The 18812-nt window shown below is 36.8% G+C and carries 20 protein-coding genes; 4 read left to right on the forward strand and 16 right to left on the reverse strand.

What is annotated here, in order from left to right:
* The first annotated feature begins 661 nt into the window (after nucleotides 1–661).
* On the forward strand, nucleotides 662–1480 hold the full coding sequence (locus BM086_RS07655) for a helix-turn-helix domain-containing protein (RefSeq protein WP_175560155.1): 819 nt from the start codon (nucleotides 662–664) through the stop codon (nucleotides 1478–1480).
* 8 nt (nucleotides 1481–1488) lie between these two features.
* Here the strand turns inward: BM086_RS07655 and BM086_RS07660 are convergent, their stop codons facing one another.
* From BM086_RS07660 to BM086_RS07670, 3 genes are all read right to left on the reverse strand, one after another.
* A complete protein-coding gene (locus tag BM086_RS07660) occupies nucleotides 1489–2433 on the reverse strand; it encodes a lysophospholipid acyltransferase family protein (RefSeq protein WP_092325422.1) in 945 nt (314 codons plus the stop codon).
* 113 nt (nucleotides 2434–2546) lie between these two features.
* Complete coding sequence (locus tag BM086_RS07665) at nucleotides 2547–4250, reverse strand: class I adenylate-forming enzyme family protein (protein WP_092325423.1); 1704 nt, start codon at nucleotides 4248–4250, stop codon at nucleotides 2547–2549.
* A 199-nt stretch (nucleotides 4251–4449) separates the two neighbouring features.
* Nucleotides 4450–5079, reverse strand: a complete 630-nt coding sequence (locus tag BM086_RS07670; protein ID WP_074891808.1) for a recombinase family protein — start codon at nucleotides 5077–5079, stop codon at nucleotides 4450–4452.
* A 158-nt stretch (nucleotides 5080–5237) separates the two neighbouring features.
* On the opposite strand from BM086_RS07670, the gene BM086_RS07675 reads away from it, so the two are divergent.
* Nucleotides 5238–5393 carry an Arc family DNA-binding protein gene (locus tag BM086_RS07675; protein WP_074891810.1) on the forward strand — a complete coding sequence of 52 codons (156 nt, stop codon included), beginning with the start codon at nucleotides 5238–5240 and terminating at the stop codon, nucleotides 5391–5393.
* Nucleotides 5394–5440: 47 nt separating this feature from the next.
* Here the strand turns inward: BM086_RS07675 and BM086_RS07680 are convergent, their stop codons facing one another.
* The 9 genes from BM086_RS07680 to BM086_RS07715 all read right to left on the reverse strand — a co-directional run bounded on the left by BM086_RS07680 (nucleotide 5441) and on the right by BM086_RS07715 (nucleotide 11807).
* Nucleotides 5441–5839, reverse strand: coding sequence for a hypothetical protein (locus BM086_RS07680; RefSeq protein ID WP_092325424.1), 399 nt, complete (start codon nucleotides 5837–5839; stop codon nucleotides 5441–5443).
* On the reverse strand, nucleotides 5832–6197 hold the full coding sequence (locus BM086_RS07685) for a nucleotidyltransferase domain-containing protein (protein WP_074891814.1): 366 nt from the start codon (nucleotides 6195–6197) through the stop codon (nucleotides 5832–5834). The genes BM086_RS07680 and BM086_RS07685 overlap by 8 nt, the downstream gene beginning before the upstream one ends.
* A gap of 262 nt (nucleotides 6198–6459) precedes the next feature.
* Complete coding sequence (locus BM086_RS07690; RefSeq protein WP_092325425.1) at nucleotides 6460–7731, reverse strand: class I SAM-dependent rRNA methyltransferase; 1272 nt, start codon at nucleotides 7729–7731, stop codon at nucleotides 6460–6462.
* 355 nt (nucleotides 7732–8086) lie between these two features.
* Complete coding sequence (locus BM086_RS07695; protein WP_026664109.1) at nucleotides 8087–8371, reverse strand: hypothetical protein; 285 nt, start codon at nucleotides 8369–8371, stop codon at nucleotides 8087–8089.
* 12 nt (nucleotides 8372–8383) lie between these two features.
* Nucleotides 8384–8941 (reverse strand): hypothetical protein, encoded by a 558-nt coding sequence (locus tag BM086_RS07700; protein ID WP_092325426.1) that lies wholly within the window; start codon nucleotides 8939–8941, stop codon nucleotides 8384–8386.
* An 81-nt stretch (nucleotides 8942–9022) separates the two neighbouring features.
* Nucleotides 9023–9169, reverse strand: a complete 147-nt coding sequence (locus tag BM086_RS20845) for a hypothetical protein (protein WP_175560156.1) — start codon at nucleotides 9167–9169, stop codon at nucleotides 9023–9025.
* A gap of 37 nt (nucleotides 9170–9206) precedes the next feature.
* On the reverse strand, nucleotides 9207–10784 hold the full coding sequence (locus BM086_RS07705; RefSeq protein WP_175560157.1) for a GNAT family N-acetyltransferase: 1578 nt from the start codon (nucleotides 10782–10784) through the stop codon (nucleotides 9207–9209).
* A 1-nt stretch (nucleotide 10785) separates the two neighbouring features.
* Nucleotides 10786–11325 carry an NUDIX hydrolase gene (locus tag BM086_RS07710; protein WP_175560158.1) on the reverse strand — a complete coding sequence of 180 codons (540 nt, stop codon included), beginning with the start codon at nucleotides 11323–11325 and terminating at the stop codon, nucleotides 10786–10788.
* Between the two features lie 26 nt (nucleotides 11326–11351).
* Complete coding sequence (locus tag BM086_RS07715; RefSeq protein ID WP_092325429.1) at nucleotides 11352–11807, reverse strand: NUDIX hydrolase; 456 nt, start codon at nucleotides 11805–11807, stop codon at nucleotides 11352–11354.
* A 191-nt stretch (nucleotides 11808–11998) separates the two neighbouring features.
* Here BM086_RS07715 and BM086_RS20850 point away from each other — a divergent pair, with 191 nt between their 5' ends.
* Complete coding sequence (locus BM086_RS20850) at nucleotides 11999–12157, forward strand: hypothetical protein (protein ID WP_175560159.1); 159 nt, start codon at nucleotides 11999–12001, stop codon at nucleotides 12155–12157.
* Between the two features lie 417 nt (nucleotides 12158–12574).
* On the opposite strand, the gene BM086_RS07730 is transcribed toward BM086_RS20850, so the two are convergent.
* Nucleotides 12575–13249, reverse strand: coding sequence for a zinc dependent phospholipase C family protein (locus BM086_RS07730; protein WP_092325432.1), 675 nt, complete (start codon nucleotides 13247–13249; stop codon nucleotides 12575–12577).
* Nucleotides 13250–13294: 45 nt separating this feature from the next.
* Entirely contained in the window at nucleotides 13295–13819 is a 525-nt protein-coding gene (locus BM086_RS07735; RefSeq protein WP_092325433.1) for a GNAT family N-acetyltransferase, read from the reverse strand.
* Between the two features lie 174 nt (nucleotides 13820–13993).
* Between BM086_RS07735 and BM086_RS07740 the strand changes: the two genes are divergently transcribed.
* Complete coding sequence (locus tag BM086_RS07740; protein WP_092325495.1) at nucleotides 13994–14962, forward strand: Abi family protein; 969 nt, start codon at nucleotides 13994–13996, stop codon at nucleotides 14960–14962.
* Between the two features lie 187 nt (nucleotides 14963–15149).
* Here BM086_RS07740 and BM086_RS07745 read toward each other — a convergent pair whose 3' ends face one another.
* The gene (locus tag BM086_RS07745) at nucleotides 15150–16808 is read right to left on the reverse strand and encodes an ATP-binding cassette domain-containing protein (protein ID WP_092325434.1); all 1659 of its coding nucleotides are present in this window, start codon (nucleotides 16806–16808) and stop codon (nucleotides 15150–15152) included.
* Entirely contained in the window at nucleotides 16805–18529 is a 1725-nt protein-coding gene (locus BM086_RS07750) for an ATP-binding cassette domain-containing protein (RefSeq protein ID WP_141107712.1), read from the reverse strand. Before BM086_RS07750 ends, BM086_RS07745 begins: the two co-directional genes overlap by 4 nt.
* Nucleotides 18530–18812 lie beyond the last annotated feature (283 nt).

The raw sequence follows: 18812 nt of genomic DNA on the forward strand, positions 1-18812 counted from the left end.
CCACCATCCAGAGCCGACAAGTAATACCCAGTACGGTGTGTCGATACTCAACACACCTCCCTGGGCCAAGGTTTCACCCTGGACCTGACAAAAGGGCTTAGCCCCCTTGACCCCTTGTTCAGAAAATGCTGCGCTCGCATTTTCTGAAGACGCTGCTATTCACAGCGTCACGCTTTCACAAACTCTGCTGTTTGCCCGTCAGCAAAGTTTGTAAAAGCTACGGAACAAAATCCTGCGCATGGATTTTGTTCATGATGGGCAAATCAAAAGTCACCAGCTCTTCATCGAAACTGGTGACCATTCATTTGCTCATCATAAAAAAACATTTCTTAAGTGCCGTCTCCCCTCCTGATTTCCTGACAAGTATCCTCTGGTTCCGTTAGCCATATAGACTGTTTTGGGCTTTGTCGTTTTTCTATCCTTGGCTCGCTCCGCCTTCCGGTATCATCGCTTAGCTTCCCTGAAATAGTATTCATTTGGAACGATCATGTAGTTTTTACATTTCTGATTGTCCCAAAATGGAGAAGCTCATCCCGTATATCCCTTATGTAGGATTTTTTCTTTCAGGAATCGTTTTTCCGAGATTACGGAAACGGACCGTTTATGAAAAGAGCTATTGATGATATACTTTCTTTTGTCATTATCAGCGGAGGAAATTAATTTGAAATCGCATATAACTTTACAAGAGAGATTAAAAGATTTAAGGACAGAGAAAGGACTTACCTTAAAGGAGCTTGAAGCCAAGACCGGCATTTCAAGTTCAGCCCTTGGAGAATATGAGACAGACGAAAACAAAGGCATACCTCATTATGTTCTGGTTGCCCTTGCAGATTTTTATAATGTAAGTCTTGATTACCTTTTTGATAAATCAGAGGTTAGGGAAAATACAAATAGAGATATCACTGAACTAAATCTCAGCGATTCTGTTCTTGATGTACTGAAAAGTGGTACTATCAACAATAGGCTTCTTGGAGAAATCATCTGTCATCCGTCTTTCAAAAAGCTCATGGCGGATACTGAGATTTTCGTAGACGGAGTTGCTTCCCAATCTGTCCAATCTGTAAATGCCTACGCTGATGTATTAAGAAAACGGATCATGGGAGAATTCAATCAATCTGCTGACGATGCAGGGCTTCTTGTTCTAGATGCCTGCACCATTGAAGAGGAGCGTTACTTCCTTAATAAGCTCCAGCTTGACCTAGAGCCTATTGTAAAAGATATCCGTACCGCCCATGTAAGTGATAAAGAAACAGCCACGGATACAACCGTGGCCGATAGAGTTAATGAATTATTTGATAACGTTAAAAAGCATAAAGATGATTTCATGAGCATTCTTACCTTCCAGTTCTGCAGAGAGCTTGGCATGAACCCTAAGAATCTTTCGCCTTTGGAACTTGAAACCCTTCAGGGAATCTTTGCCAGATCTAAGAACTATAAGCAGGTCATGAATTCAAGAAAGAACAAAAAGAAACACAAATAATATCATGTTTATTGTTTTTTTGCTTCACCATACAAAAAAGCATTTCGTAAGCATGGAACAATTTTGTCCATAAAAGCGAATACTTCCTCGGAATCTGTCACTCCTTTTGGACGAAACATTCCTGACCTGATATCATCTACTGTCCATGTATATGATGTACCAAGTGAAAACACTTCATGCAAGAATTCACTATATGCTGCGTCGGATACATCACATCTTTTGATGCCCGGAATAGACTCAATTATCTCCCATTTCAATGTGGCTATTTTGTCCCTAAGCTCCTCGGTAAGCTTATATCTATCTGCAAGGTCACAGCTATCATAATTGATATTTTCACCGATGTTCGCATAGTATCTATTGCCTGATCTACACAATGCTATCGGAACAATATCTGCACCACACTCTATAGCAATCTCAACTGCTCCAGGAAATAATGGATTTACCAAGGCGTTGGGACTGATGTTTTGTACTCCTTCCGGAAAAATGAGCAGATTTCCTCCCTTCTTAAGCAAATCTAACATTTGCGCTTTCGCTGCAATTCTGTCCTCTTTAAAGGAAACATCCATCAGAATTACGCCATTTGCTTGAAGTAAGAATCCATCTAAGCTGCGATATAACTCTCTTGGGTCACCAAGAACCAACCAGCAAGGCTCATGTATTGATAAAAAAGACATCTCTATGTCAACACCACCTATATGCGTTGGACAAAAAATGATGGGGCGCCTGTCTTTCTTTCTTCTATCATGAACGATTGTCAGCTTTTTTCCTGAAAAAAACTGATTACACCACAAAAGTGGCATTAGAATGCGATGTATCAGTGAATGAAAAGGAATCCTCCTGACAACACCGCCATATTTCCTGTAGCGCTCAAGTCGTTTCTCACGGCAATATTTTTCACATTCTTCTTGATTTAGAGATAGCATATAGAAAAAGGATCCTAAAACTTTGAACACAACAGTGACTCCTTCACATTATGATTCGCGTTTCTTAACTAATCTGCCGCATAATCTATCAACCTAATTAATTATCATTGAAAAAGTTTTATATCCTGTTCATATTGTTCCATTTAATTAGCCTTCTTCTCCAATACTCTATAGTCTATTTTCCCAATAGAAGTTAATGGTAAGCTGGGAATATAGTTATACTCCACTGGAAGTGCATATTCGGGTAACTCCCTTTCGCATATGCTTCGTAATTCATCAGTTAGCCCATCCGACTCTTTTACGCCATTTTCAAGTACAATAAAAGCTACTGGTAAGCATCCTTCCGAATGAACAGTATCGCTATGACCTACAACACAACAATCCTTGACCGCTTCATGTTCCTCAAGTACATTTTCAATCTGTGTAGGGAACACCTTAAATCCATCATGCCTAATTATCATCCGTTTCAGCCTCCCCTTGATAAAAAGACATCCATCTTCATCAATGTAGCCAAGGTCTCCAGAATGAAGCCATATACTTCCATCCTCATGTTTTTTCAACACTTCTTTCGTCGCTACATCATTATTATAATAGCCAAGCATAACATGAGGACCTTTCATGCATACTTCGCCTTCTTGATTATAGGTTAACTCTTTTCCCGTTTCCTTATCAAAAACAGATATTGTCGTGTGAGTGAATGGGATTCCTACACTGCCTGTTTTATTATATGTCATTTGAGCAGATGCCGCTGCTGCTGCACATATTTCGGTCATTCCGTAGCCTTTAATTAAATTTGTACCACAACCATGACTCAATAAGAATGAACTGATTCCTTTTTCATGCTCTTCTTTTATCCCATCACCACCAACTACAGGAGATAAAATAAAAGACATATCCAAATTCTTAACCTTTTTGCTATCTACCACTTTCTGATAATGAGATGGTACGCCTACAATATGTGTCGGTTTATACTTTATCAGCAATTTGTCATAAGTATTGGGATCAAATTTAGGTATAATTATTAGTTCCATACCAATGCTCAATGGCAAATGGAGGCTATTACATATTCCATAGGCTATAAAAGGAGGCATAATGCCAAGCCATCTGTCTCCTCTATTAAGACAAAAACCGCTTAGATCACACTGCTTAGCACCAGCATTGATATTTTCATTTGAAAGCATTACCCCTTTTGGCATACCGGTTGTCCCTCCGGTATGCACTATAACGCAACACTCGTTTTCTATATAATCAGTGTCTGTAAGATTTGTTTCCTTGCCTGAAGCTATAAACTCTCTCCATGTGAAACATCCAGTAGCAATACTAACCTTATTTCCCATAAGATATAGATGTCTTTTTATAAATGGTAATGAGTCAGAAGGAGAAACTACAATTATGTTTTCAATAGTTGTCCCGACCACAGCCTGTGCTACTCTGCTGTATGCCAAGTCTATGACAACCACTACCTTTGCAGATACTTCTTCTATGTAATTCCTAATCCCCTCTATGCTGGTTCTTGGATCAATCATATTGGAAATTGCCCCAATACGATTAAGGCCATAGAACGTATATATTATCTCAGGAAGTGTTACGGATACAACTGCGACGATATCTCCTTTGCGCACTCCCATATTACTAAATGATTTTGCAGCACCTTCTATATTTGAAAACATTTCTCCATAGGAAATATGACTATCAAAATAGTTAATTGCCACATCATCTAAGTTGTTTTTATTATTATTCCAAATATCATCATATATTTTACATTTTGGTAAAATTGTATTTATCGCTTCGGAACTATAATATTTTAACCATGGCTTATCAATTGAAGGATATCCGCTTAATTCCATTCTTCTCACCTGTACTCTATTATCACTTATAACTAATGTTTAAAGATATAGCTTGTTTGCTAGGTTACCTGCTTTTTCGCATCATTATATTGCGTTTCAAAAATTAGACATTTTGAAACAGTATTATTAAAATGAATTCAAGTAGAGTTTATGGAATTTTATAATTGCCAGAACGGCATTTTTAGATGTTTCAGATTGCCTACTTTTCGGAACAAGATTTTTGAATAATTATCCCGTTTTGTTTTTCTTTGCACCTACGATAGAAAGTAGTATGCTTCATTCCAGCTTTTTCAGCCGCAACTCTGGACGATACTTCTCCGGAAATCCACTTATCAAACCATATATCAAAATCAGTTGTAGGCTCAATTTTTTCTCTTCCAAAATGGATTCCTTTAGCAATTGCTATGGCTATCCCTTCAGCCTGTCGCTGTTTAATGAAGTCTCGCTCGGTCTGAGATACATAGGCCAGAAGTCTAAGCAAAATATCTGCTATCAATACTCCTGCAATACCATCAATCTCTTGAGTAGTATTCAAAAGCGGAAGATCAATAACCTCTATATCCACACCTTTGGTTCTGACTATCTTTCGCCATTCCTCAAGAATTTCCTTGTAGTCTCGTCCAAGTCTGTCAATGCTTTTTATAACCAGAAGATCACCCTTTTTAAGCTTTTTCACCAACTTCTTGTAACTTGGTCGGTTAAAGTCTTTACCAGAAAGTTTGTCTGTAAAGATATTCTTTACATTCACACCATATTCCAGCATCGCTTCCATCTGTCTGTCAGTTTTCTGTTCCTTTGTGGAAACTCTCACATATCCATACTTTGCCATGGAATGCCCTCCTTTATATCCTGTTTAATATAAAAGTAGGCAATCTGAACATCATTGAAATAATGTGTACTTATTTTAAGTACATAATGCAATTATAGCATCATTCAATACTTAAAATGTACTTATATCATGTTTTTAAAGTATGGAGAATTTGACTTATGAATAAAGAAAAGGATAAACACATAGGTTTACGCATAGATTCGGAAACACATACCAAATTAAAAGATCTTGCCGAGTACGAGGGACGATCCATTAACGGAGAGATCATCTATCTTATACGTCAGGCAATCAAAAAAATGGAGAATGAAAAATAAAAGCGATCCCGATTCTCACACACGCTCCGGGATCGCTTTTTTAGTATTTACGTACTTCTCTTATGTTCTTTACAATACTCAACCCTATCTCGCACTGCCTTCACAGTTTCAGCGCGAACAGCCTTCTCGATATACGCTGATAGCATAATCTTATTTACCTTTTCATAGGTATGGTCAATCATGTTCCTGAACTGATATAAAACACTTGTATCTAGCGTTTTACTAAGCTCATTCTTGCTCTCTGTTGTAAGGTGCTTAACCTCCTCACCGATCTGAGCCATATACATAGCACACAGATCAAAAGCCATTTCATCATTACAAATGAAATTCTTTGCTTTCTGCTCAAAAGAAACATCGAAGCGACTCACTACATCTTTTATCTTCTTCTGATTCTTCATTATGCTGAGCAGTAATGCCACATCTCTGCTATATGAAGCACTACTCAAACCAAATTACCTCCCGGTTCACAGTTTTATATACGGAATCCTCATTTATTCCCAAATCAAACTCTTTTGCAATATTATCAAGCTCGATATCCTCTTTTCTGAGGAGTGGAAGGAATAATATGTCCACTTTTCTTTTAAACAGATCATGAAGATAGCTCTTTATGAAGTCTATCGCATCAAGTGAAAAGCCATCAGAATCTATTACAAGATCGATATCGCTATTCTTTTTTTCTTTTCCCAACGCAATAGATCCGGCAATACCAAACTTAAGACTGCTGATCGGAATATCATTAACGTCATTCCCGGCTATTCTCTTCTTGATCTCTGGGATAGTACGAAGTATTTCGTCCCTAAGCATAAAGAGCCTCTCCTTTCTACAAAATTTCTCCAAAATATATATCGGATTATTCTCTTATAAGTATTATAAAATATCACATCGCCCACAATCAAGTTGCCAGCTCCCACTCGGTCTCCAATCTTTCAAGAGTTTCTACTACACCATTTACTACACCATTTTTATAAAAAATTATGGTATTTTGCGATAAGTTACGATACTTTTATTTTATTGCTCATCAGCCATATCACCTGAAAACATCAGCTTTCGTGAACATTTCAGGGCCTTACATTTCATCCACAACCTGGAAGATCACGAACTTCAAATAATATGATGCAGCTCCTCCCCACAGAATCGGATGGTCTGCCGCCTGCTGTCTGAACTCCACCTGTTTTAAACGCTTATGTGCATCTCTTGCAGCCTCTTTTATAGTCTTAAGAAACAACTCTTCATCCATAAAATGTGAACATGAACAGGTTGCAAGATAACCACCATTCTTAACCAGTTTCATTCCTCTCATATTGATTTCTTTATACCCTGTCACAGCCTTTTTAATTGAAGCTCTGGATTTGGTAAAAGCAGGAGGATCAAGAATAACCACATCAAACTGTTCACCTTTTTTTGCCAGATCCGGCAGTAATTCAAAAACGTCAGCACACTCGAATTTTGCGATATTCTCAAATCCATTTAATGCTGCATTCTCCTCAGCCTGTCTGCATCCCAGATCAGAAGCATCCACGCCAAGTACAGATGAAGCCCCGCCCGCTGCAGCATTAAGTGCAAACGAACCTGTATGTGTAAAACAGTCTAAAACTTTCTTTCCTTTGCATAATCCTCTGATAGACTGCCTGTTAAACTTCTGATCAAGGAAAAATCCGGTCTTCTGTCCATTCTCAACATCGACATAATACTTTATTCCGTTTTCCTCAATCTCTACTTTTGTATCGAACTCAGAACCGATGAAACCTTTAGTTCTCTCAAGCCCTTCAAGCTCTCTGACCTTTGCATCGCTTCTTTCATAGACTCCGCGAATAGTAACACCATCTTCAAGCAAAACTTTTTTGCATGCATTAATTATTTCTAACTTGATGCGATCTGTTCCCAAAGCAAGTGACTCAATTACCAGCACATCTGAAAACTTATCAATCGTTATTCCCGGCATAAAATCTGCTTCACCAAAAATTAGTCTGCAGGACAGTTTTTTATATGCATCTTCTTTCTCAAATGAGAGGTATTCATCGATATAACTTGCCATTACTGCCTTCCTGTATTCCCAGGCATTTCTGACTCTTAATTCAATAAACTCCTCGTTTATCTCAGTTCCCTTTTTTCTGGACATCATGCGGATTCTTATCTTGGAATTCTCATTGATAAATCCATATCCAAGAAAATAATCATCAAAATCATGAACTTCTATGATATCGCCATTTTCGAATGCTCCCTGCACTTTAGCTATTTCGTTATCATATATCCAGGCACCGCCTACTTTAAATTCACGACCTTCACCTTTTTTCAAAACTGCGATTGCATCTGATTTTTTCATTTCTTTTTTGCTCATATTATCTCCACTTTTATAATAACACCCTAATCTCTCACATTCACCCTTAAGCAAAATGCAAAAGACCTCTTCAAAGACTACTTTCTTATATTTTAACACATCCATAGCGTAGCGTTTTTTATTGGATAAATCTATTTCTATCCAACAAAAAACCCCAGATTTAATCTGAGGTTTTGTAATAAAAAGAGCGATAGACGGGGCTCGAAATATTTTATCAAAGAAAAAAGAAAGGAAACATGCGGGTTTCCAGCTGTCTGCCCCGGCTATACACACACTTATACACACACCTCTTGATTGAAATCAAGTTTTGAGTGATTAGAAAAAGAAGATGCACAAGAGTACACCTTCTTTTTTATTACTTGTTTTGAGATTCTTCTCTGGCCTTCTTCATTTCCAGATATTTTTTCTTGATGTCCTCAGGGACATCTAAATCAAGATCAATAAAATTCTCCATGATATAATCTTCCAGCTTCTGAAATTCATCATCGCTTTGAGCATCAGCACCCAGGACATATGATTCTATGCCAAGCTCCTTGGCGCGTTGTTCTCTGCGTTCTGTGAACTGTCTAAGCTCATCTGATATCTTTAGAGGAGAATTGTATGTACTTGTAGGTTTGGGTTTTTCAACTATATTTACCATAACGAACCTCCTTTATATTTCGCTGTAGACGATTCCAAAAGCACTAATCTGCCTAATTACCGTATCATAGTCAATGTAATTCTTTTTCCAATCAAGTAATGTTTTTCTTGCTGATATAATCTCATTTGGTAAAAGATCGCGGGTCTTTTCTAATATGTATATCGACCCATTATTTCCAAGAACAATAAGGATAGACATATAAACTGCATCTACAAATGCTTTTATATCTGTTCCTGAAAATGGAGAGCTACTTGGATGATTGTGCATAACGAGAAATGCATAGTCTGTTCCTCTCATCTGATTGACAAGAAAATCTATTCCAACCTTGTGTGCTTCATCAAATACCGGAAGTAACACCTCGAAAGTATCAAGGTTTACAGCTCTGGCAACTTCCTTCGAATCATTCTTTTGCTGCGCTATCTCTAATACTTTCTGGCACTGTGTATGTATGAAATCGATAATGTCATTGTCCGAAATTGTGCGAAAAGCCAATGGTTTAAGCGTTAGTATGACTTCATCTGTTATCTTCTGATCCTCATCAAGGGTCTCATTAAGTATTTCTTCAGGCATAAAACTCCTTTCTGTGCCTTCATTATACCATTTATTATTAGCGCTGACTTAACTAAATGATTGTTCACAAAAGTTTAAGGGTTAAGCATGTACTTTACACCTACCAGATCCTGCCCATTCCGGAACACGCCCATCCGCCTCGATGCAACCGGGACAGGAGCCTTCAATTTTCTTAGCACAGCCTACACAGCATTCGCCACAAGCTGTTATCGTTGAAAAATCTGTCATATAATCTCCTGTAATTATTTATAATGGTGGATTACCTTCAGCTGATAAACCTTCTGTTTGTAAGATATTCTACCATTTTCCATCCAAATCGATTCTTCTTAAGGTCGTTCTTTTCTGGTCGAAAGCCTAAATCATAATATACTTTGCATGCAAGCCAAGTATTGGTCTGCGTGTGAATCTTGACGCTTTTATATCCAAGCTGCTTCATTATTCCAAGAACAAATGTAATAAGCGACTTTGAAAGCCCTTTTCCCTGCGAATCTTTCTTTATAGCAACCCAGTGAAGCTGCCCTTCATCAGGCTTGCCATTGCCATGTATATCGTAAAAAGCTGTTGCAGTAGCTACTTTCTTTCCAAATTTATCTTCTATGAAGTACATTCTTTTGGGAAGCTCAGGCTCTGCTTTTCCAAAATATCGTTGCCAACATTTCTCACCTTGCTCTTTGTCAATTATTTCTTCAGCAGATAATTCTATATCAATCCACGCGTCTTTGTCTCCAGGTTTGTAAGGGACAAAATGATAACCATTAGGTATTTCAAAATGAGGTATATCATCCAGATTTCCATCAAAAAGCAAGTCTATATAGCATAATCTATCATCATGCGTCTTAAAAGCTCTTGAATTGGGTGCCAGGAGTTTCCTTAAAACTGAGCAAATATCAGTCTCAATTGAAGACAGATATTTTATTCTGTTTATGGTGTTCTCAGTTTCTGATTCTCCAAGTCTTATTTCATCGATATTAGAGCTCACAATACCCAGGGCTCGTTTGATACTGTATTCCAGCCATTCTATCCATGTATAGGCTATTCCAAACAGCTCATCATATGATCTGAATCCATTGTCATAAGCGCTAAGATATCCTTTGAAAAAAGCTTCCAAATTATCTTTACTGAATTTACCATTTACTGTACCTGCCCATTGCAAAGACAGATCCAGACATGATGATATAGGATTGCTATAACCAAGACACTCAAGATCGATTACATAAGCTTTTCCGTCATGCCACATAATATTCTTGGGATCCATATCATCATTGCTGATTGCTTTCATGGCAGGAAGATTTTTCCGAGCTTCATTTAACTTGTTCTGAGAATCCATAAGAAGTGACATATTTGCTTCAAGTAGAGGTGCAATAACACTATCTTTAGCTTTTGCATCTTCCAGAAATGTTTCAAAATCAGCATTTGAAAGTATAGGTTCTTCCGGTGATATATTATGCGCATCAATGCGGTGTATTTTCCCCAGGATTTCACCGGCTTTAAAACTCTGCTCGCTACTAATCTTGTTGAAATCCGTGATTTTTCCTTCCTGCCAAGGGAAAATGTAATAATATCTTCCATTAGCCGAAATCATCTTTTTTCCATCAAAAGATAGAGCCGCCACAACAGGAAGAGCGTTATCTTCTAAAATCCGTTCCAACCTTTCGGCTTCAGAATAATTCTTCATTGCATTAGGACGGCTCATTATTTCCGGATTCAAGCATTTCACAGCATATGTTCCGGTTGTTGTATGCACTTTGAACATCTTGTGCATCAATCCGCCGGATAAAGGTAAAATCTCTCCTTCAATTGTCCCTAAACCATATTGCTCAATCAATATATTAAGCTTATCCATTTTACACACCATAAATTCTTGCAGTTTTTAAGATTGCTGCGACGGTTCCGTTTACGCATATTGTATTATCCATGCACATAGAAACCGCCTTCTCTAGCGGAATAAATCTATATTTTATGTCCTCTCCCATATCCAATTGCTGATCAGATACTCGTTTTATACCTTTAGCCAAATAGATATTTACTTGATTAACATCTTTAGTAGGATAATCATAGTTTGTAAATAGTAATTCCCATTCATCTGCTGAATATCCTGTCTCTTCTAATAATTCTCTTTTAGCTACGTCCAATGGATTTGTTTCGCCTAAATCAAATGTTCCACCTGGCAATTCAATTAAATGCTTATCTATAGGATATCTGTACTCGTCCTTTATAATGATTCTTTCTTCTTCATCCATTGCCACTATCAATGAAACATTTTTCTTTTCAATTACAAAAAAGTCATCAATAATAACTCCGTTGGGTAGTTTTACTTTGTCCTGTCTGACTTTTAAGAATTCATTATCAACTAAATACTGTCTCCCCAAATTTTCCCATTCCATATCTAAAAACACTCCCATTTTATGTTTTATCTACCAACAGTGAATTTTCCTTCGGCAACTATCTCAAATGGTTCTCTTTTAAAATTGAAGCAGCTAATTGTTTCACCAGTCGTTAGCATATTTTCAAGCCGCTTTTTTGTCAAAGGAAATGTTACCAGATTCAAAGCGTCATCTTTGTTAACCCATTTTACATGCAGGCTTTCATCACTTGTAGCAAGCTCTCCTCCAATGTACTTACATGAAAAGTCTATGTTAACAACATCCTTTTGAATGTTCTTACACACTCCGATAAAACCGGTTATCTCAACATCCGCTCCGGTCTCTTCCTTGATTTCCCTGATAAGTGCATCCTGAAGTGTTTCCCCCGGCTCAACCATTCCGCCAGGATATTCCCATCCTCTATTGGGGCTTTCCAATAATAGAACTTCGTCCTTATCGTTGTAGACCAGCCCTGCAACTGAAACAAAATGAGTGTATTCCACTTTTTAATCCTCCTGAAATCTATAAAAGCGTCACTTGTATCATTATACTTGATAAAATTCTCTTCAAAAAGGAATTTTTCGTGAAAAACTGGGATAAAATCGGGATAGTTATAGGGTTTTAATCATTCAATTTCTTGTGTATCTTCACTGATGCGGAGATTGCGCAGATAAAGGAAAGAATCCGTGAAGATATGAAGGATAGGAGCTATGATTTTATCGGTTATGCCATGCTCTTTTCCATTGCTACAGGTGTCCGTGTAGGCGAGATCCCAGTTATCAGATGGGAAGATATCACTGAAAAAGGTGTCCATATCCACAGACAGCAACCATGCTTTCAGAATGAGCCTTAACAGCAATGTTTTCATTCCGCTTGGTCTTCCTGTTACACAGAGGGCTTATCTTCTTGGACATTCAGTAGAGACAAATGAGAGGTTCTATTCTCATATGAAGACAGAGTCACTTGTTAATCTGAAGGATGTTCTGAACAGAGCCAGCCACACAAATGATGCGCAATCTGAACCTATACACACACATACACACACCAAAATCGTCGATTTTGGACAAATAAAAAACTCCGAAGCGCCCATAAATACTAGACATTTCGGAATTTAATCAAGCGAGCGATAGACGGGGCTCGAAATATTCCGTCAATTAAAAAAGAAAGGAAACATGCGGGTTTCCGAGTTGTCTACCTTGTTATACACACACTTATACACACAATTGAATAGTGACGAGCAAGAATTGCAAGTATTCTATGATATAATTTATTATCTACGGTAGAAGTCATCAATAAATATCTTTTTTATCACTGCTGGAGCTTTTTCGATTAGTGCCATAGTATTCTCAATCGTACAGATACTATGCTTCTCAATTGTATCCGTATCCCATTTTTTAAATTCAAAATCAAATAATTGTTTAATTCTGTTTTCGAATACTGAATCATCATAAACATCCGATATTGAATAAGATCGACCTTTTTTAAGAGTATCCACTATGTTTTTATCTTTGGAATATTCCTGGAACAAATAGTAATTCACACAATAGCTTTCATAAGAAAACTGCTTTTTCTTCTCTACTATTTCATCTTGAGCTAAAGCTTTATAAAAAGGAGCATATATCTCGTTATTAGAGCATATATCTGTTAGAACATGAACAATGTAACCTAGAAAAAAATCTCTATCATACTTATAATAATTGTTAACATAAAATTCTTTTATGCTATCAAGCCATTCGTCATATTCATTTTCACTTGCTACCTCACCCCATTTTAATCCTTCAGCAAAAAGATGACTTTTTTCTTTCAACGTTGGTGAATAATTAAGGTTTGCATGGACTGCATCAGGTGCAATAGAACCAACTATATATGTATCATAGTCTATTGGACAATCAAAATATTCTAAAACTTTTTCCGCAACCAATATATGTGTCATTGTATAGGCCATATTGTAAATGTTTCTCCCTTAATAGATAACTGTATTTTTCAATCCTTATGCATAGTTAAATAGGTAGTGCTGCTTTTCCACACCATCTTCTTCAAATTCGTTAGTCAAAATACCTCCACAGCTCATAGCCGTGCTTGCTGAAGCGATATTGTCTTTATCACAAGCAATAACTACCTGTTTAAGCGGGATCTGCTTAGCAAATTCCAGACATAGTTCTAACTGCGTTCTGCCATATCCCTTTTTCCTTTCGGAAGGTCGTATGCCATAAGCAATATGTCCACCATTCCTCAGCTCGTCTGTCAATGAATGGTGTATCTTAATGCATCCAATGAGTTTTCCATCAGAGACACGTTTGGAGAAGAATGTACTTGTTCGTACTCCGGTCTTAGGATTCAGATTCTTGATTGTATTTATGTGATTCAACCATTCATCAAAACTATCAAAATATGCCAATCCTCCAGTGCCATGAACCTGTGTATCACCATAATCAAAATGTTCTTTCTTATATTGAAGAATTTGTTCTTGCATATCTTTTGAAGGAAAGACTAATACTAACTCTTGATTACGCATTTTTTCTCCCTTAGATTATGCCATTATATTCATGTTGTATTTAATCATTTAGCTTGTTTCTGTTAACCAAAAATAAACACACAAGAATAATCATATCATAGAAATTTTTCTCGTGGAATATAGTCGATGTTTGGTGTTATAATCTCCTTAAATATTTTTGAAAGAAGACTATTTATGCTATCTGTTTATCAGTTGATGAAGTATCTTAGAAATACTCACCACATTAATGTCAAAAGTTCTCAAACACAAGCTCTTAGGAACATAGGTTATTATCATGGTTTTAAAGGATATAGGTTTATCCGTGAAGACACCAACAAGGTGAATTTTACTTCTTTGGATGAAATTATTGCATTAAACAAGTATGATATGCAGCTGAAAACAGTACTTTATCCAAAAGTAATGTTCATTGAGAATGCCTTGAAGAGTTATGTTATTGAGGCGCTGCTATCCCATAGTAAATCAGAGAATTTTGATGTCATATACAACAAGTCATTAACAGCATATAAAAATCATACGCCTGGTAGCAAGCCATATAAAACTGAGTATACAAAGAGAATGAATCTTAAGGGAAAGATTAATGCTGCTTTGGTTCGTGATTATAATAAGAGAAGTGTAGTAGCGCATTTCTTTAATAATGATATTACTATCCCTGTATGGGCCATTTTTGAAACTCTAACTCTCGGAGAATTTGGCACACTGTTTGATTGCGCATGTACAGATGTTAAGTTATATGTCTCAAACATTATGAAATTACCAACCAATTTGGATTCTGATGGTATGAATACCCAGTTCTTCATTTTTACACTTAAAGATCTCAGAAATGCAATAGCTCATAACAACGTGATATTTGATACCAGATTCAAGACAGGTAAAATAGATCAGAGACTTGTAACACTACTGGAAAAAGAAGTTAGCATTTCTAATATCGATTTCAAATACATGGATGCATATGTCATAATGATTACATATTTCCTGAGAAAAATGGGCGAAACTAAAACAGCATGTAAGCAGTTTGTAGCATCTTACCAGCAGCAGACTGAGTATTTGAGAAATGAGCTTCCTGTCAATATCTATAATCAGGTAGTTGGAACACAGCACAGACCGAATATGACTGCGCTTTTGAACTTTATTAGCATTTCATAAATTTCTTGCATGGAGCGCCTAATAGTAGTATATTATAGTTAAGAATTGCGGTGGACATCTTCGGATTACACCTGGAAGAACCTGATGCGTCGGGTTCTTTTTTTGTGCCTAAAATAATAGGCAGCAAAACCGCCTATTGATGTTATAGCTCCCGCTTATGGCTGGGAATCGCCTGTTCTGCTTCTGTTTACACATTTTCCATCACTTCATTTTCCCACTCCCTATAAATCTTCATGGATTGCACATCTTCATATCTTCCGGAAGCGACAATCTTTCCTTTATCCATGATGTGAATAACATCAGCATATTCCAATAATTCTGGATTATGGGTCGTAAAAAGAATGGAAGAAGCGCTCTTAATCAAATTTCCAAATACTTTTCCAGAAGTTATAGGATCAAGATTTGCGGTAGGTTCATCGGCAATCAGTATATCTGAGCCAGCGACCATAGCTCTTCCTATGGCTACTCTCTGAGCTTCACCTCCTGATAAGTTTTCATCGCCGTCAGGTAATATTTCTGAAAGCCTTTCATCGCCAAGATTCTTTAGCTCGGCAAGATTCTCAATCTCTTGAATACATAATTCAACATTTTTGCCATTTCCATATGATATGTTTTCATGAATCGAAACTGGGAATAACTGAGATGCAACTGGAATATAAGAGTATATACCATCGATCTGTTTCTTTACGCTTCCACTTGTCGGTGAAAGGAGGCTTAGCAGGATTCTTATAAATGTCGTCTTTCCGGATCCATTCTTACCAATAAGCGCCACCTTTGTGTTTTTAGCAATGCTAAAGTCAATTCTATCAAGTATTGTCTGACCATCTACGCTGTAACTAATATTCTTTGCTTCGATAACATGATTGTCGTCGCATTTTTCAACGCTCCCTTCTTCGCAATCAACATATTTTAAATACTTATCAAGGACATAAGAATTATCCTTTATTCCCATATAAGCAGATGTGATACGTCCCATATACTTCTTCATGGTATTATATACAGAAAACATCGTAACAATTATTCGGACGCTGCTGTCTTTTATAAATAAATGTGCTGTGACCAAAAGAAGCATATAAACAGAGGCATCTAATAGTCTGATCAGATTCGATCTTTGCGCCTGGTTAAATGCTGCCTTTTCACATTTATTCGTGTATCCATCAAATAGCTTATTGACCTCTTCTACGTTAGAGTCATACTTTCCGCTTACAATATAACTCTCAGTTCCACTGATCAAGCGCTTAAATGCCCCGGTAATCTTTGATTTTTCTTCAAAGAGTTGCTCGTTCTGCTTATTTATGGATTCACTTCCAAGCTTTCCTATGGCTAATTGCAGCACACTTCCGATAATTACCACCAATGACATCCAACTACCAATGTAAAAGCTCCAAATTCCAACAGCTATAAAAACAACCATATCTGCCAGAATCTCGTTCAGATAAAATAAAGTATTAACAAGAATATGAGCTTTGTCCGCCAAAAACGAATATGCTTCGTTCCCATCATAGTTTTTATCTATCTGAGCCATGTTTGAGTTGTAGAGCGTATTAATACACTCCTCGCGCACATTTTCAATTTCGCGGAAAAAGAACTCTCCGTTGATGAATATATCAAAACGATATTTTACTACGATATAAATAGCTGTAATCAAAAACCATATGGCTGTATAAATGGCCATTCCGCGATAATTGTAGTTTTCATATTGTTCCATCATCAGATTGATAAATGCTGGCAATAAAGCCAGCTGTATCAAATAGTATATTTCCATACAGAAATCGGCTAAAAAGAATCCTCTTGCATTTTTATTAAGCATCAATGGAACACAAGCTCTCTTAAGTTTATTTATCATGCTTCTTCCTCTTTAAAATCACTATTTATCCATCTGTAAAAATCATTCTCGTTGCTGCATAACTTTTCAAAACTACCGTTTTCCAGTATCCTACCCTGATTCATATAGACGATTTCATCGGCTATATCAAAATTTGTCTGTCTATGAGAGACCATAATTACAGCTGTCCCATTACGTGAACATTCCTTTAATTTCTCGTAAAAAATTCTTTCTTTTCCCGGATCTATAGCAGAAAAAGACTCATCTAGTAAAACAAGTTCTTTTGTGTTATACAACACACTCGCAAATGCCAGCATCTGTCTTTCGCCTGATGACAATGGATATCCGGACTGACTTATTGTAAGTTCATCTGTAAAATTGTTTTTCTTAAATACATCAAGCAGTTTGGACTCTTTCAAAGCCTTGTTATATGCAACCTCATTTAAGCTGCCATACACAATGTTTTCTCTGATTGTGCCTTGTGTAAAAACATGATTCTGTTCAACATAACCGGCTTTTTGGTAATATGACTTTCTGGTCACCTCAGAAAGATTCGTATTATTCCAACATATACTTCCGCCATCCAGAGGAATTAGCCTAGCGATTGCTTTAAGTAAGGTGCTTTTTCCACAACCGGAGGAGCCTGCAATAACGTAGAATTTCCCTTTTTCAAATTTGAAATTTATGTCTTTTATTATTTCCTGATTGTCATAACTGATTTTCAGATCTTTAACCTGAAGAAATCTGAATTCTTCATTAAGTTCGAGCTCACCTTTATCATCAGGTATCTGTTCAAACTTTATAATCCTTGATGCAATGCTTTCCAGTTCCTTCAGCTGTATCATCTGTTCCGGAAGCTCGAATATTTTCTTTTGAACACTACTAAGTGACTGAATCATTGCAAGCATATTAGCTGGCGGCATAGCCCCTATAATCATGGCTACAAAGCTCAGGCTCAATATTACTAAAGTGAACATCATATCAGCTGTCTCTTCTACAAGATACACTTTTAGTTGAGCTTCCCATGATTTACGCGCAGTATTTGAGTAGTCATCATCTCGCTTCCTGTGTTCGGAAATGATTTTTTTCTTGGAAAGGAATACTCTGATAACTTCCAGATTATCCAGGGCTTTCCACAGATAATTGGTCCAAAGACCATATTTATCATTTATTTCTTTATTGAATTCATATAGTTTTAACTTATTGTTTTTATTCAAGATACTAAGTACTATGCTGGAAACAATAATCATCAAGGTGATCCAAGCATTTATGGTTATTCCATATATTACATAGCATGGTATAACCATAAAAGAAGAAAACAGAAATGCTTTATTTATGAGACTGTCGACATATCTTTCCAGGTCTCCGGTTACAACAGATACTCTGTCATTGGAACTTAGATTCGCTCTACTCCAGCAATAGAGATTTGAATTCTTTATCAGCAGTTTATTGCTAAGTGCAAGTTGAAGCCTTCCTCGCACATGGGCTATCAGATAAGCATTTACATGAACCATAATGATAGTGATAATCATTACGGTACAAAAGATTATGCTGCTCATCATCAACCGTTCTGTTTCATGTGACAGTAAGTAATTGAGCATTCTCCTACAGATTTCTATGTTTGCAATACTAATAACTTCAATGAATACTTGCACCAAAGAGATTAGTATGATTCCACCAAGATTCAATCTTATAGGCGTATTAAGTATTTTGTTTAGAGCATTGTTCATTATTTTTTGCACTTTTTCACCCCCGTGTTTTATTGCCCATATAATGGCAAACAAAAAAGCCTATCCTGCGTACGCAAAATAGACTCACACAAATAGACATACAATACATTCAGGCTACAAGTGCATGATAATCTAATTTAAGCGTACACAAAACAGCTGCATAAGCAGCTATCCCCAAAATCATTGTGTTCACTCAAGTTAAATTATCAGAAAAATGACAGTTCACCTAAACGCAAAGCGTTCTTTCTTTATATTTTAAGACCTTTTTCATACTAACACTGATACCGTGCAGTTT

It is taken from the genome of Butyrivibrio sp. YAB3001 (assembly GCF_900112195.1).
GTDB lineage: Bacteria > Bacillota > Clostridia > Lachnospirales > Lachnospiraceae > Butyrivibrio.